The 13713-nt window shown below is 34.7% G+C and carries 11 protein-coding genes and 1 tRNA gene; 3 read left to right on the top strand and 9 right to left on the bottom strand.

Features of this window, described 5'->3' with window-relative positions; all coding sequences use genetic code 11:
• Nucleotides 1-655 precede the first annotated feature (655 nt).
• Nucleotides 656-732: transfer RNA gene (locus GXX20_06225), tRNA-Arg, on the bottom strand.
• Nucleotides 733-993: 261 nt separating this feature from the next.
• On the opposite strand from GXX20_06225, the gene GXX20_06220 reads away from it, so the two are divergent.
• Nucleotides 994-1965: a DnaD domain protein gene (locus tag GXX20_06220; protein ID HHW31255.1), complete on the top strand. Its 972-nt coding sequence runs from the start codon at nt 994-996 to the stop codon at nt 1963-1965.
• 76 nt (nt 1966-2041) lie between these two features.
• Entirely contained in the window at nt 2042-3067 is a 1026-nt protein-coding gene (locus GXX20_06215; protein ID HHW31254.1) for an ATP-binding protein, read from the top strand.
• A 52-nt stretch (nt 3068-3119) separates the two neighbouring features.
• Here the strand turns inward: GXX20_06215 and ypeB are convergent, their stop codons facing one another.
• Both ypeB and GXX20_06205 read right to left on the bottom strand, forming a co-directional pair.
• Nucleotides 3120-4511 carry a germination protein YpeB gene (gene ypeB, locus GXX20_06210; GenBank protein ID HHW31253.1) on the bottom strand — a complete coding sequence of 464 codons (1392 nt, stop codon included), beginning with the start codon at nt 4509-4511 and terminating at the stop codon, nt 3120-3122.
• A 27-nt stretch (nt 4512-4538) separates the two neighbouring features.
• A complete protein-coding gene (locus tag GXX20_06205; protein HHW31252.1) occupies nt 4539-4973 on the bottom strand; it encodes a spore cortex-lytic enzyme SleB in 435 nt (144 codons plus the stop codon).
• Between the two features lie 310 nt (nt 4974-5283).
• Between GXX20_06205 and GXX20_06200 the strand changes: the two genes are divergently transcribed.
• Entirely contained in the window at nt 5284-6417 is a 1134-nt protein-coding gene (locus GXX20_06200; GenBank protein ID HHW31251.1) for a UDP-N-acetylglucosamine--LPS N-acetylglucosamine transferase, read from the top strand.
• A 17-nt stretch (nt 6418-6434) separates the two neighbouring features.
• Here the strand turns inward: GXX20_06200 and GXX20_06195 are convergent, their stop codons facing one another.
• The 6 genes from GXX20_06195 to GXX20_06170 all read right to left on the bottom strand — a co-directional run bounded on the left by GXX20_06195 (nt 6435) and on the right by GXX20_06170 (nt 13487).
• Entirely contained in the window at nt 6435-8567 is a 2133-nt protein-coding gene (locus GXX20_06195; protein ID HHW31250.1) for an AAA family ATPase, read from the bottom strand.
• An 11-nt stretch (nt 8568-8578) separates the two neighbouring features.
• Nucleotides 8579-9763 (bottom strand): DNA repair exonuclease, encoded by a 1185-nt coding sequence (locus GXX20_06190; protein ID HHW31249.1) that lies wholly within the window; start codon nt 9761-9763, stop codon nt 8579-8581.
• 17 nt (nt 9764-9780) lie between these two features.
• Nucleotides 9781-10164: a holo-ACP synthase gene (gene acpS, locus GXX20_06185; protein ID HHW31248.1), complete on the bottom strand. Its 384-nt coding sequence runs from the start codon at nt 10162-10164 to the stop codon at nt 9781-9783.
• A gap of 11 nt (nt 10165-10175) precedes the next feature.
• A complete protein-coding gene (locus GXX20_06180; protein ID HHW31247.1) occupies nt 10176-10964 on the bottom strand; it encodes a hypothetical protein in 789 nt (262 codons plus the stop codon).
• 87 nt (nt 10965-11051) lie between these two features.
• Nucleotides 11052-11780, bottom strand: a complete 729-nt coding sequence (locus GXX20_06175) for a hypothetical protein (protein HHW31246.1) — start codon at nt 11778-11780, stop codon at nt 11052-11054.
• A gap of 99 nt (nt 11781-11879) precedes the next feature.
• Nucleotides 11880-13487 carry an ATP-binding protein gene (locus tag GXX20_06170; GenBank protein ID HHW31245.1) on the bottom strand — a complete coding sequence of 536 codons (1608 nt, stop codon included), beginning with the start codon at nt 13485-13487 and terminating at the stop codon, nt 11880-11882.
• Nucleotides 13488-13713: the final 226 nt, after the last annotated feature.

Here is a 13713-nt window from a genome sequence, read left to right as displayed (position 1 = left end):
CGCTTCATATATGACGCCTCCAATATTTTAGTTTTGTGCCTTTCTTGTCTGAATCAGCACATCTCTATCTTATTGCGAGGTGTCTTGTTTTTCAAAGTTCATTTATTTTCTTTACAGGAATGCTCCTTATAGAATAATTTAACACAATGTTGAGGAGATTATATTGTTATATATTTCTGTATGTATTACTTACGATAGATGTCCTCTGTTCCTCAGATTGATCTGGAAGTATAGCCCATTCACAATTTATCATGAAACAAAAAATGATAATGTAGAGATTATATGAATAATATTGAACAATGAAGAGTACTATTAAACCCTATGAGTTGTCCATTTAATATAATGGTATACAATACTCGTTGAAGTCATATAAGGATTTCCTTATCTGTCCGCTATACAGAATACATTACAGCATATAGGTATGAGCTTTCAGGAATACTTCATGATCTGACAAGGGTAATAGGCTTCACGCAAGATGATGCACACATAATATGTACACCTGAGCAGGTCCATACTTAAGTTGTCATCACATTAAAGTTTTCATTTTAGTAGCAACCATTATGAATATTGCAAGGAAGGTATATCATTACGGTCTAGAAAATTTATAAAAAATTGGAGAGCACATACTATCAAATATATACTCTCCAATCCATGTTGGCGCGCCCGGCAGAGATCGAATCCACAACCTTCTGATCCGTAGTCAGACGCTCTATCCAATTGAGCTACGGGCGCATATATAATTTCTTGAAGTGTACATTACCTTATATTTAATATATTTTAGCTGTATTTTATATTTTATTTATAGCCAACAACAGCACAGTATATATGATAATACAGATATACTTAAAAATCAACTTATAATTTTTTTCCTAATTTCATATTTTCAATTCTTCTTCTTTTAAGATATTTATCTAAATTCACGAATTTTTTTAAATTCATGATATAATAAATATACTTAAAATTTAAATGACTTTGAATGGAGTATGCATACATATGTTCTTTGATGAGTACAAGTCAATACTATACTCAGATACATTATTGCCTGATATTTTTATCTCAGAGTATATGCCTTCAATGGACGGGGACCAGGTGAAGATATACATATATTGCCAGTTCTTGTGTAAATACGGCAAGAAATCAACCGCTGAAGAAATGTCAAAAAAACTGGATATACCGCTGGACAAAGTTAAGGATTCCTTAGCCCATCTTGAGAATCTTGGGTTAATCCTCAGAAAAACTAATGGAATAACAATTGTGGACCTGAAAGAAAAGGAAATCCTTAAAAGATTCAGGCCAAAGACCACATCTACTCCGGAAGAAGCAGTTGAAAGCTCAGAAAGAAATATAGCGAGGAATAAAATCATCTCGGCAATAAATAAAACTTTTTTCCAGGGTCTTATGCCTCCGTCCTGGTATACTGATATTGATGCCTGGTTTGATAAATACCAGTTTGACGAAGATGTAATGTATGCTTTATTTAGCCACTGCTACGAGCACAATGGCTTATCAAAAAATTACATAATTAAAGTGGCTGACAGTTGGTACAGTAAAAATATAAAAAACAGTTTTGATCTTGATAAATATTTTATAGAATATCAAAAACTGAAAGATATCAGGTTAAAAGTCTTAAAAAAGTTAAAAATGACCAGACTACTAACAGAATATGAAGAAAGTTTTCTGGAAAAATGGATTACAGAGTATGGCTATGGATTTGATGTGATTGAACTGGCTCTTAGAAAAACAACAGCCACTCAAAATCCAAGCTTTAACTATATAAATGCTATTTTAAGCAATTGGTTTGAAAGCGGATTAAAAACAAAGGAAGAAGTTATTGCCTTCGAAAAAGCTAATAAGGCTAAGAGTACTAAAAGCAGTAAAAAAGAGCAAACAATCCCTCAGCACACCAATTTTGAGCAAAGAAAATATGACGAAGAGAATTTGGAAAAGTACTATGAGTATATTTAATATTGTACAATGGGCGTTTTAAGGATGCTTAATTGTATTAAATATTATTTGACTATATTACATATCAGGTGAAATTATGCTTGAAGGAATTAGCAATGATATAAAAATTGAATATGAGAAGCGGCAAAGAAATGCCATGTATAAACTTGCACAGCGTAAAGAAGAAGTCATTGAGAAAGTACCTGAAATTGCTGAAATAGAAAATCAAATCAATATACTTGGCCTGCGCTATAATAAGTTAATTCTTTTGGGCAACTCATCCTATGATAAGCTATCAGAAGAACTATCAGGAAAGCTGGATGAATTAAAAAAGAAAAAGGAGCTGCTTCTTGTTGAAAATGGATATTCTCCTACATATCTTGAACCGGTATATATTTGCTCCAGGTGCAAAGATACTGGATTTATTGACCTCGGTACTCATACTGAAAAATGTTTCTGTTATAAGCAACTATTAATTGATTATATATTCAACCAATCTAATTTGAAGCGTGCTCAATTTGAAAATTTTTCCGCTTTTAATGAAAACTATTATCCTGACAAGGTAAATGAAGAAAGATACGGAATTAAGAAATCTCCCAGGGAACAAATTCTTGGAATTAAAGAGAAATGTCTGGCTTTTATAAATAATTTTGATTCTAAAGATGAGAAAAACCTATTTTTCAGCGGACCTGCAGGCGTAGGAAAAACATTCATGGCAAATTGCATAGCTTATGAGCTTATGAATCAGGGAAGGACTGTTTTATATCAAAGTGCTCCGGTTTTATTTGATATTATTGCCGAGCATAAAATGAAAAGCTTAAAATACGGGGAATGGGAAGATAATTTTTATAAAAACATATTTAATGTTGACCTGCTCATAATTGATGATTTAGGAACTGAATCCCAGACAGCTTCAAGGTATGCAGAGTTGCTTAATATATTGAATATAAGACAGGAAAATAACCTTATCAAGCCCTGCAAAACAATAATATCTTCAAATATAGAAATCAACAAAATCTATGAATATTATACCGAGAGAGTAGCCTCAAGGATAATTGGAAGTTTTGCTATTTTTAGATTTGCAGGAGAAGACATCCGCAAGATAAAAAAATTAAATAATTAAAAACTGTCAGGATTGCCGTTGAAAATCCGGCAATCCGAACAATCTTGTGCTCCTACATTGTTAAGATACCATTGGGGGTATCAATTATCATAAGTATATTTTCTTCTTTACCGGTTTCAGCATTAATATAAACTAAGAAATCTCTATTGTTCAGTTTTCCCTTGAATTCATAAGTAAAGATCTCAGTTTTGTAGTTTGTAGGAATAATAGCCAGTCCGGAACTTAATATTTCCACTCTTGGACTAATTGCCTGCCGTGCCTGTTCAAGAGTAATTTTAGGTTCAGGTATTTCCCTGACGGTATGTGAAGAGAGATACCCTTTTGATTCTAATCCTATTATTTCTCCATTGTCCAGAGCTATTTTAACCTTTATAAGATCAGGATATACCACTACATCGCCCTGTTTATAAGCATAATTTATAACAGCAGTGCCATCTTCACTTAGGTAATAAGTATCTTTCATATCCTTGAAGCCCCTGCTTTCAAGAAATTTTCTTCCCAATTCTTTAGCTTCATCTATTCCTATTTTTTTCTCTCCTACCGGTCTGTTATAAAGCATCCATAAAACATGGCCTCCCTTTTGAGTTATATCTATGAAAGCATTCTTATCTTCCGGCTGATTTTTAAATAAAACCTTATAGCTGTAGGTTTTTATTAAACCTGTATCGTCTCTGCTCACGAATTCAACAGAACTAACCCTATCTTCACCAAAAAATCTAATGACACTTTCTTTTGCTTTTTCGGCATCTATTTCCTCCCCAGTCAAACCTTTCGGTTCTGTTGTCGTCATATGGTCGGAAAAAGGACCGTCATAAATTAAAGTAGGATATTCCTGAAAAGTTTTATCTATATTCTCAAATTGCTCCATGGAAAGATTGGCAGAGGCTCTGGAAAAAATACTTGTTCCTTTCCTTGTTAGGTCTCCCCATCTTATTCTTCCTTGGGATAGCTGACTTTGCAGGTCATTCAGATTTTTTCCCAGTGAAGTGGCAAAACCATATAATAGTTCAAGAGTTTTATATTGATCATCACTTATTGGTTTACCATTCATGCTCTGATTGTTAATTGCATATGCCAAATCTCCAACCTGAGTAAGGAATTTTGATGTATTAGCAAGAACAGGCTGTGATACAGGAAGCTGTCCTAAATTAGCCTGAGCCATATTTGCCTGTCTCCATGCCTCTTGAAGGATTGCTGCTGTCCTGGTTGGAGTTGAAGCAATCAAGGATTTTATCAACATGACTTCTACATTATTAACATACCCTATCATGTCATAAAAAGCTCTGTTATATTGGTTATCCAGTTCCTGTCTCAGGTTTGCAGCGTGTTTATACTGATATATTCCCCATATAGCTATTGCTGCAATAAGAACAATAACTATACTGTACATTTTTCTATCAGAAAGCCTTCTTTTAAAATCCAATAGTTTTTCCCTTATACTCACTTTCAATACCTCCGCTTTTACCTAAACTTATTTGCCAAAGTAATGTTTCCCAATTACTTTTACTACCGTACGGCTCCATATCCAACTGCTTGTGGCAGTAGTAGGATTCCAATAGTAAAGGCACCCGTTGGTCGGGTCCCATCCATTCAGGGCGTCTCTGGCAGCTTGAAGCACTGTTGAGCCTTCTTCAATGGGGACATTAATCTGACCGTCTGAAACAGCTGTAAAAGCTCCAGGCTGATAAATTACTCCTGCTATGGTTTTGGGAAAATTGGGATCCCGTGTTCGATTTAATATCACAGCGCCTACAGCAACCTGTCCTTCGTAGGGTTCACCTCTTGCTTCTCCGTTTATAGCCCTCGCAAGAAGCTGCTCATCACTGGTATACTGCCCTTGTGCATATGCCGCTCCGAAATCAGATCTCCTGATATTGAATAAACTGCCTCCTGAATATATAAACATAATTATCACTAATATTATGGTTATAACAACCAGAATTATTGTCTTTTTCAAGAAAACCCTCCTCTCAGATTTAATCGTTAATTCTGTAAAAATATGTTCTTAACTGGTTCACTGAATTTGTCATATAGTTTCCTTGTTTATTCTTAGTTGTTATTTTTTGTTGTTAGCTAAAAAATATTCACTACAGGGACAGTTCTTTAGTAATGACAAAAATAATGAAAAATGGAAATAATTAAGATAGAAATAAATTTATTGTACTGGGAATGAAAAAATTGATATACTTAGATTACTATTAGGAGGTATCTACTATATGAAAGTTCTCTTTTTAACCGTATCAATTGGAGGAGGCCATACAAAAGCGGCTGAAGCAATAAAAGAATTTGTAGATAAAAAATACGGCAGCTCCAGTACCATTATTATTGATGCATTAAAGTATGTCAGCCCGGTAGCAGATAAATTAATTGTGGGCAGTTATCTGAGCACCTTGAAAAAGACTCCCAAAGTTTATGGTGAACTATATAAATTATCTGAATACAAAGAAAACATCTCTGATTTTACAAAAACTGTAAATAAAATATTGTCAAATAAACTTTGCAAGTATATAAATGAGTTTAATCCTTCAATTATCGTATGTACTCATGCTTTTCCCGTTCATATGGTATCGAATCTTAAACGTAAAAGAAAGATAACAGTTCCTGTTATTGCCGTTGTAACAGATTATGCCAATCATATGTTTTGGAAAACAGATAATGTGGACGCCTTTATTGTTGCTCATGATTATGTTAAGCAACGCATGATTGAAACAGGGATTCCTCCCCACAAGATATATCCCCATGGAATACCTGTATCCTCCGGATTTCTTATTAAGAAAGATAAAAAATTCATTCGCAAGGAACTGGGGCTGGATGACAAGCTTACAATGCTGGTAATGGGCGGGCTTCTCGGTATGGGAAAAGTTGAAGATATATTCAGGAATCTGATCAACTGTAAAAGAGATTTACAGGTAATAGCAGTTACAGGTGATAATCAAAAACTTAAGGAAGACCTTGAAGAAATGGCTCAAAATACAGATAAAAAAATCAAAATTTTTGGATATACCAATAGAATATCCGACCTCATGGATGCTTCAGACTTTTTAATAACAAAACCCGGAGGATTAACTATTACTGAAGCATTGGCCAAAAATATCCCTATCCTCCTATTGCCGCCAATACCAGGACAGGAAGAAAGAAATGCTAAATTTCTGTTAAATTGCGGAGTAGCGGCTACTTTTTATCCGGAGGACAGTGTAGATGGACTACTGACACAAGTATTTGATACTCCTCTCAGATACCAGCATATGAAAGAGATGGCATCCTGTCTTTCTAAACCTAATTCAAGTCAGGATATAGTTGAACTTATGGAAAGATTTGTTCCTCCTGAAAATAAACTTTTAGACATCTAGTCAAACAATCCCATACTTCACAGCCTTATAATATTTAATCCATCCTTGCACACCCGGGCTGCTGCTTCAACTTCCCTGCCTTTACATGTAAAAAGGATAATCTGGCGCTGTGAACTTATTTCTTCCAGCAACCTTAAGGAACTATTAATCCTGCTGTCATCATAGTGGGCAAATACTTCGTCCATAAAGAAGGGTATTTTTTCTTCAGGATTTTCTATCATTTCAGCCATAGATAGTCTTAATGCAAGATATACCTGCTCCAAGGTGCCACCGCTCAGTATATTTGTATTAGTAACTTTTCCGGTTACTGGTTCTACCGCACGAACCTGGAGTTTTTCATCTGCCCTGATATCATTATATTTACTGCCGGTTATCTTTCCAATAAGGCTGCTCATTTTGTTATTTAACATAGGTATATAATCTCTCTGGATTTCTTTGCTGGACTGGGTTAGTACTTCCAGAGCCGTCCTCAGGGAAAAATCCAGAGATTCAAGATTTCTCTTCTTCTGGTTCAATTCTTCAATTTCTTCATCAATTTTCTGTAACTCATCTTTCTCATTTTCTAAAGTTTTTAATAAAACTTCATACTCTGTAATTTTCTGAATAGAAAGAGTGTATTCTTCCTCTATTCTTTTCCGCTTATAATCCAGCATAAGCTCTATACTTTCGATATCAGAATCTGATAATGGCTTTTCAACATTCTCCATATCCAGCATCCATAATTCCCTGTCTTGCGTCGCTATAATGCTGGTATTACCACCTGTCATATCGCGGGCATAATTCCTTAAAGTTTCTAAATAGTCATTGTATTTTTTTTCCAGTTTTTGAAGTATGTTTTTTATATCTTCTGTGGAATTTATACCTATTCCCGTGATAATATAAGCCCTGCTCAGCTTTTCTTTTAAGTTGTTTTCAAGTTCCATCACAGAACTAACCTTTTCTATATACCTGTCGTATTTCAACTCTCCGGATGGATTTTCATCATAATCCTCTGGGGACTTTTCCCGTTCGCTGGTAATTCTGCTGGCCAAAAACGCTGCTAAAACCGCTAATGCGGCAAATATAGATGAAGAGATTTTTATCCAGCTGTTTTTTATAAAAAAATCAGTAAGGATTAACAGCAGCGAAATTAATGAAAAAACTGCCATTCCTGCAACATATACTTTCCTTTTCTTTTTTAATGCCGTTATTTTTAAATTATCCTCTTTTCTTTTTATTGTGCTGCTTTTTATTTCTGTTTCTTTATGAGTGGAAAATCTTAATTTCTCAAAATATTCAAGCTCTTGTGAAGCTTTCTTTAAATTCTGTTCTATTTGAAAAGCTTCACTAAGAATACTCCTAAGTTCTCTTATCTGTCTTCTGCACTTTTCGACCTCTTTCCTGATTCTAAGAAAATCTTCTGCATTTTTTAAGAGGTCCTTCTTTTCACCAGTTATTTTTATTGTTTCCCGTTCCAAATCAAGTTTTTTAGAAATTTCCCAATACACTTCCCGGCTATTAATCAAATTATCCCTTGATTTCTTTAACTCTTCCAGTCGTAAACTTATTCTGTCCAAAGGACGTTTAGTAGACCTGTCACTTCCCACATACTCTATAATAGAATCTTTCAGAGCTTTCTCGGCTTTTCTGAAAGATATATCTTCGTAGCCTGTTTCCATAACATTAGTTATTCTACTTAACAGTTCCTTTTTGCCAGATTCATCAATTCCAGATTCCATTTGTCTGATAAAACCTGTTTTATCAAAGCAGGCTTCATTAAAAAATAAATGTTTTTCTGCGGTAACCGCACCTTTTTCTATACTGGAAGTAAATTGAGAGGTAACATCATTATACATACCATCATATACACATACTTTACCGGTTTCGAAATCCCGCTCAATTCTGTAAAGCTCGCCATTATTCAGCCTGTATTCCAAAGCTCCCCGGTAAATGTCCGCATTCCAGGGTTTATATCTTCTCAGTGGAGGAGGTACCCCATCTTTAGAAGCCCTACCTCCTTTCAGGCCGAACAGCATACCTCTTATAAACCACTGTATGGTAGTTTTTCCTGATTCATTTAATCCAAAGACAATATTTAATCCTTTATTAAAATTTATTGTAAGGTTACATATCTTACCAAACCCATCTATCTCTATCTTTTCTATATACATGAGTCTATAGGCTACTCCCTTCCCAAAAGGTCTACATGCACTTTGCCATAATCTATTGCTTCCATACCATAATACAGTGCTTTTTCAAGCTCTTTCCGTTTTGTTTCATCCTTCGAGCTTTCTATCAATGCAAGCATTTTTCTCACAAAAAGTCCTCTAATTCCAGGCTCTTCCTTAAGCTCATTAAAATTATAGTCCGGTTTAAGCTGGTCTTCTATCTTAATAGAGAATACTTTATCTTTAAAAAAAGACAAAATATAAGGTATATCGGGCCTGTATCCTCTTTCTGCATAACCTTTTAAAATAACATTAAAAAGTCCTTGTTCCTGGTTCTTCCCTTCCAGCAGCTCACTTATTTTTTCAACTACTTGCTGGTCTGCATAGCATCCGTCCAGTTTTACTTCTATATTTTCATAGAACCTCCTGGCAACAGGAATAAAATTAATGTCTATACTACTCCTGCTGGAGTAATATTTTATAATGGTACCTAAAAATACTCCATGGCTGCCAGGCTCATCAAATCCTAAAGGCTCAGGACTTCCAGGGTTAAATATATTCTTTCCTTTACCCGCATCTCTGAACATTTTATGAAAATGGCCAATAGCAACATAGTCCATGTTTAATTTATCAATATCCCGGCTGTTTATAGGGTTATAGTTTTTAGGGCCTATATTCATGTCCAATGTACCATGGGCCATTAAAATGTTAATTGAATAAGTGCTTGAATTACTACTCCTAACTGACGCAAAAGAATTGTACTCAAACCCAAATTTGCTATTTCCCAGGAAATATATATTTGTATCTAAATCCTCAAAATAGGTCTTGGGTTTATCAGGAGATAAAATTGTAACATTCGGACTCCATTTATTACTATCATAATAGGACCCGGATATATATGGATCATGATTTCCGGGAATTATTATTATTTTTGTTTTTTGTATCTTGCTGAAAGAATAGTTGATAAATTCTATTAAAGATTTATTTATGTAACCATGCTCATATAAATCCCCACAAATTAAAAGCAGGTCAACATTTTCGCAACCTGCCAGATTAACTATTTTTTGAAAGGTTTCTTTTAAATCCTGTCTTCTTATTGAAGATTTTCCTTCACTGATACCCATGGAAGTAAATGGTGCTGCCAGGTGGATATCCGCACAATGCAGCAATTTAATGCTATTTACAACCTTATCGTTCATAAAGCCCCAAAATCTCCTTACTTAACTTCAATTACCGCATATGCTATTGCATAAGTTTTACAATGGGACAAACTTAAGGATATATTTACCGCATTTATTTCTTTAAATAAATCTTTTGCCTTACCCAACAGGGCTACATAAGGCTTTCCCCACTCGTCATTGTATATTTCTATTTCTCTCCAGTCCAACTTAGAACCCAGGCCAGTTCCAAATGCTTTGGCCACAGCTTCTTTTGCGGCAAATCTGGCAGCATAGCACTGGTATTTGGAAGCTTTTTTATCTTCACAATACTGAATCTCTCCCGGAGAGAAAATCCTGTCTTTAAAGCTTTGACCCAGATTCTCTATTGAATGTTTTATTCTATCCACTTCTATAATATCTACTCCACACAAAATGGCCAAGAAAACATCACCTATAGTTTGACCCTATTCTTGCGCCTTTCATATAAGACATTATCAAGAGCTTCTGCTTCATTTAATACTGTTTGAAGCTGCTCCAGCATATCTTCCGACTCTATACTGGACATAATCTGATGCTTAAACATATTAACTGCACTGCTCATGTAATCCAGCTTAGCGCTAATACCTTCCAAATTCTTCTTTTCTTCTTTTAAAGTTGTTATAATCTTTTGATCCATATCTATTACTTTTCTTAAATCATCCAGTCTGGAGGGATCTTTCTCGAAATTAAGCTTGCGGGTATTTAAATTTATCCTGTTAGCTACTTCACTTATATCCATTTCTTCCAGCTCTTTGCTTCTGATGGCATAATTCATTAACAGCCTTATATATGAAGCAACCAGATTCAAGGTCTGTTCAACTACTTTTTCCTTCAGGAAACTTCTTTCTCCTCTGAAAAAAGAGTTAACAATATCATCTTTATCCTCCATTATCTTACGCAGCTTTTGGTTTTGAGCAGTATTTAAATGTCTTTTCGCTTCTGAAGAAAGCCTTAAGCAGATAAAATTTAAATTTTGTATTTGTTTCACCTTTTGTTTATGGTTAAACTTCTCATGAAACTCCCGGTTGGTTAAGGTTTGTACCAGAGAAGCAACATAAGCGGAAAGAGAAACCAAATAAGCTGCCCAAGGGCTTATTCCCGAAAAACTCTCCAATACAATAGAAGCAGCCCCTAAAGCCAATAAAAGAATGGCAATATTTCTGAATCTGAAAACTGCACTTAGGAATAACTTTAGTTTCATATTACCCTCTATTAAAACAAAATACTTTCATACTCATAATTTCAAAAAATTATAGACATATTGCATTTACAAAATAAATATTAGATATTAATTGCTGGTTTTATGCTCAATTTTTTCCTTAACTTCAAAGCCCTCTTCTCCTGACAGCATGGCTTCTGCTCTTGCTCTTGCCCTTTCCCTGGCAGAATTCATATCCAGCCTCTTAAGTTTCAAGTCAATATTGTCCTGATTTAGCGATTCAACAGCATTGGCCCTGGCAGTCTTCTTATTGACAATTTCCCTTGCCCTGTCAATACTTTCATTAACCTTGCTTACTCTATTTTCTTTGGAAGCATATTGGGCATTGACAGTGTTTATATTCTCCTTTAATGCAGCTATCTTAGCCTGGGATTTCAATGTCTTAAGCTCATTGAGCTTGGCGTTCATCTCAGATTCGAATATTTTATAATCATCCCTGATCCTCGCAACTTCTTTCATGGCATTATCATAAGTAGCTTTATGAGTTTCATAAATACTCTGATATTCTTCTTCTTGCATAAGAAGCTCCACCAGCAGTTCCTTGTCGCCCTGTCTCTGAGCTGCTTCAATTCTGCTTCTTATAGCTGCAAGGTTCTTTTCTGAATTTTTCAGTTCAATTTTTATCAGTTCTGCATTAGTCTGAATTTCAACAATTTGTTTTTCTGCCTCTTTTCTTGCTTTAGCTATTTGGTTCTTTATGTCTTCAAAAAGCACTTCAGGATTCTTTTCTTCAACTCTTCCTATAAAAAGTCCGAAAAATCCTCTAATCAAAGCACCCAATCTTTTAAAAAAGCCCATAGTTTTTCCCTCCTTATAAGTAAAGCCTTCTAACACATCTCCTCATTATTCCTCTACAACAATACTTTATAGTAAATAAAGCCCATTGTAAAGCATGAATCATATTTCCATCCCATCTGTCCAATTTCTGTACTTTTCAGGCAGTAGATCCAAGTCATCACATTCTTCTATTGCCAATTTGGTCATAAACCGGACCTGTTTAGTGCTTGGCCTGCATTTTTTAATTGCTTCCTCCAGTATCCCTGCTGTAATAACTTCTCCCTCTGCTCCATCCTCATTAGCTATTTCATAGGCCTTCCTTACAACAATTTCAATTTCCGCGCCGGTATAATTCTCTGTCTTGGCTGCAAAAGGAATAAAATCAGTAATATTTGTATCAAAACCATATTTTTTTATCAGAATCTTAAATATTTCTGCCCTTTCTTCAAGTTCAGGAAGCAATATAGGTATTTTTTTATCAAATCTTCCCGCACGTTTTAATGCAGGGTCCAGCAAATCAGGCCTGTTGGTGGCTGCTATGAAAATAACTTTGCCTCTATTATTTGTATTCCCCGTAAACTGCAAAAATTCACTGAAAATATTATTACTTACTCCACTATCTCCTCGTTCCCCTCTCCTGAAAGTGGTATCAATTTCATCAACAAATACTATGACCGGTTGCTGGGACTGCGCTCCGAGTAAACACTTTTTAAAATTTTTTTCACTCTCTCCCACATATTGTCCAAGAATTCTTGACATATCTATTTTTACGCAATTAAACCCGCTTGATTTTGCCAATGCATTCACAAGCAATGTTTTCCCCGTTCCTGAAGGCCCGCATAATAGTATTCCCATAGGTACTCTTCTCAAATCGCCTTTTTTTATTGGCTCTACCACATTCTTTATAAGATAGTTTTTAGCCCTGTCCATTCCTCCAATATCTTCAAAGCCGATTTCCGGATATATAAATTCTAAAACATCCCCATACTCTTTCTTAAGGACAGAATGCTTTTTTTCTTTAATAAACTCAAAACTTATAGGTTCTCCTTCAGCTTCAGCTTTTAATTTTATGTCTTTTATAGATTTCTTACTTAAACCGGAAGATAATTTCGCAAATTCATCTATAGTAATAGAGGACTTTACATTCCCGTCTTTAAGCAAATATTCTATATAGGATTTACGTTCTTCCTCGTTGGGAAGATTAACCAATATGGGTTCTATTTTATATGATGATTTGAGAACTTCCCTGCTTACATCCGCCAGATTATCAGCCATAAGGAAAATGGTGCTTCCAACAGCTGAAATTTTTGGATCTACTGACCACTCTGTAAGCCATATCAGCGCCATTCTTTCTTCAAGAGTCATGCTTCCCACGTCGCCTGCCGGGATTATTTTTTCAACCTGATCAATAAAAAGAGCCATTTTTGTACTTCTTAATGCTTTATCCACATAAGGGAATAGTTTTGAAGGCAAAGAATTATACAAATTCACTGCAGCATTGGTCGTTACAATGTTAAACTCCCTTTCCATACCCTGGTCAAGAAAGGAAAGTCCTCTTGAAATATCATAAAAGGCAACTATTCCAAAATTTCTTTGCTTAATAAACTCATCATGTAAATATCTGTCAATATATCTATTATTGTCTATCAGATCTCTTACATTAAAGTAAAAAAGAAATTCATGGGATATTCCTGCTCTGTATTTGCTTAAAAATTCTTCAAACCACATACGCATAATCAGCCTGGTTTAAATACAGACATTAACCTCCATACTTTAAATTTTCCATATTTTAAACATTTAATCCATATAATCATTACATGGTTAAATTAATTATACGAAACAATTGATAAAAAAGTAAGATGAAAATAAGAAATATGGATATATGATAGAACATTTAATCATTAGATTATAGCTTATATGTTAGCAAAAGTGTATAATGGATATAATTACAATA

The sequence above is a fragment of the Clostridiaceae bacterium genome (genome assembly GCA_012840395.1).
Classification (GTDB): Bacteria; Bacillota; Clostridia; order Acetivibrionales; family DULL01; genus DULL01.
The sequence above is the reverse complement of the archived record's forward strand: the minus strand, read 5'-3'. Positions and strand labels throughout refer to the sequence as shown.

Bases quoted from the DNA above. Each gene is read 5' to 3' on its own strand.
- GXX20_06220 (HHW31255.1), top strand. From the start codon at position 994: ATGTTCTTTGATGAGTACAAGTCAATACTATACTCAGATACATTATTG.
- GXX20_06215 (HHW31254.1), top strand. From the start codon at position 2,042: ATGCTTGAAGGAATTAGCAATGATATAAAAATTGAATATGAGAAGCGG.
- GXX20_06205 (HHW31252.1), bottom strand. From the start codon at position 4,973: ATGTTTATATATTCAGGAGGCAGTTTATTCAATATCAGGAGATCTGAT.
- GXX20_06200 (HHW31251.1), top strand. From the start codon at position 5,284: ATGAAAGTTCTCTTTTTAACCGTATCAATTGGAGGAGGCCATACAAAA.
- GXX20_06195 (HHW31250.1), bottom strand. From the start codon at position 8,567: ATGTATATAGAAAAGATAGAGATAGATGGGTTTGGTAAGATATGTAAC.
- GXX20_06190 (HHW31249.1), bottom strand. From the start codon at position 9,763: ATGAACGATAAGGTTGTAAATAGCATTAAATTGCTGCATTGTGCGGAT.
- GXX20_06180 (HHW31247.1), bottom strand. From the start codon at position 10,964: ATGAAACTAAAGTTATTCCTAAGTGCAGTTTTCAGATTCAGAAATATT.
- GXX20_06175 (HHW31246.1), bottom strand. From the start codon at position 11,780: ATGGGCTTTTTTAAAAGATTGGGTGCTTTGATTAGAGGATTTTTCGGA.
- GXX20_06170 (HHW31245.1), bottom strand. From the start codon at position 13,487: ATGTGGTTTGAAGAATTTTTAAGCAAATACAGAGCAGGAATATCCCAT.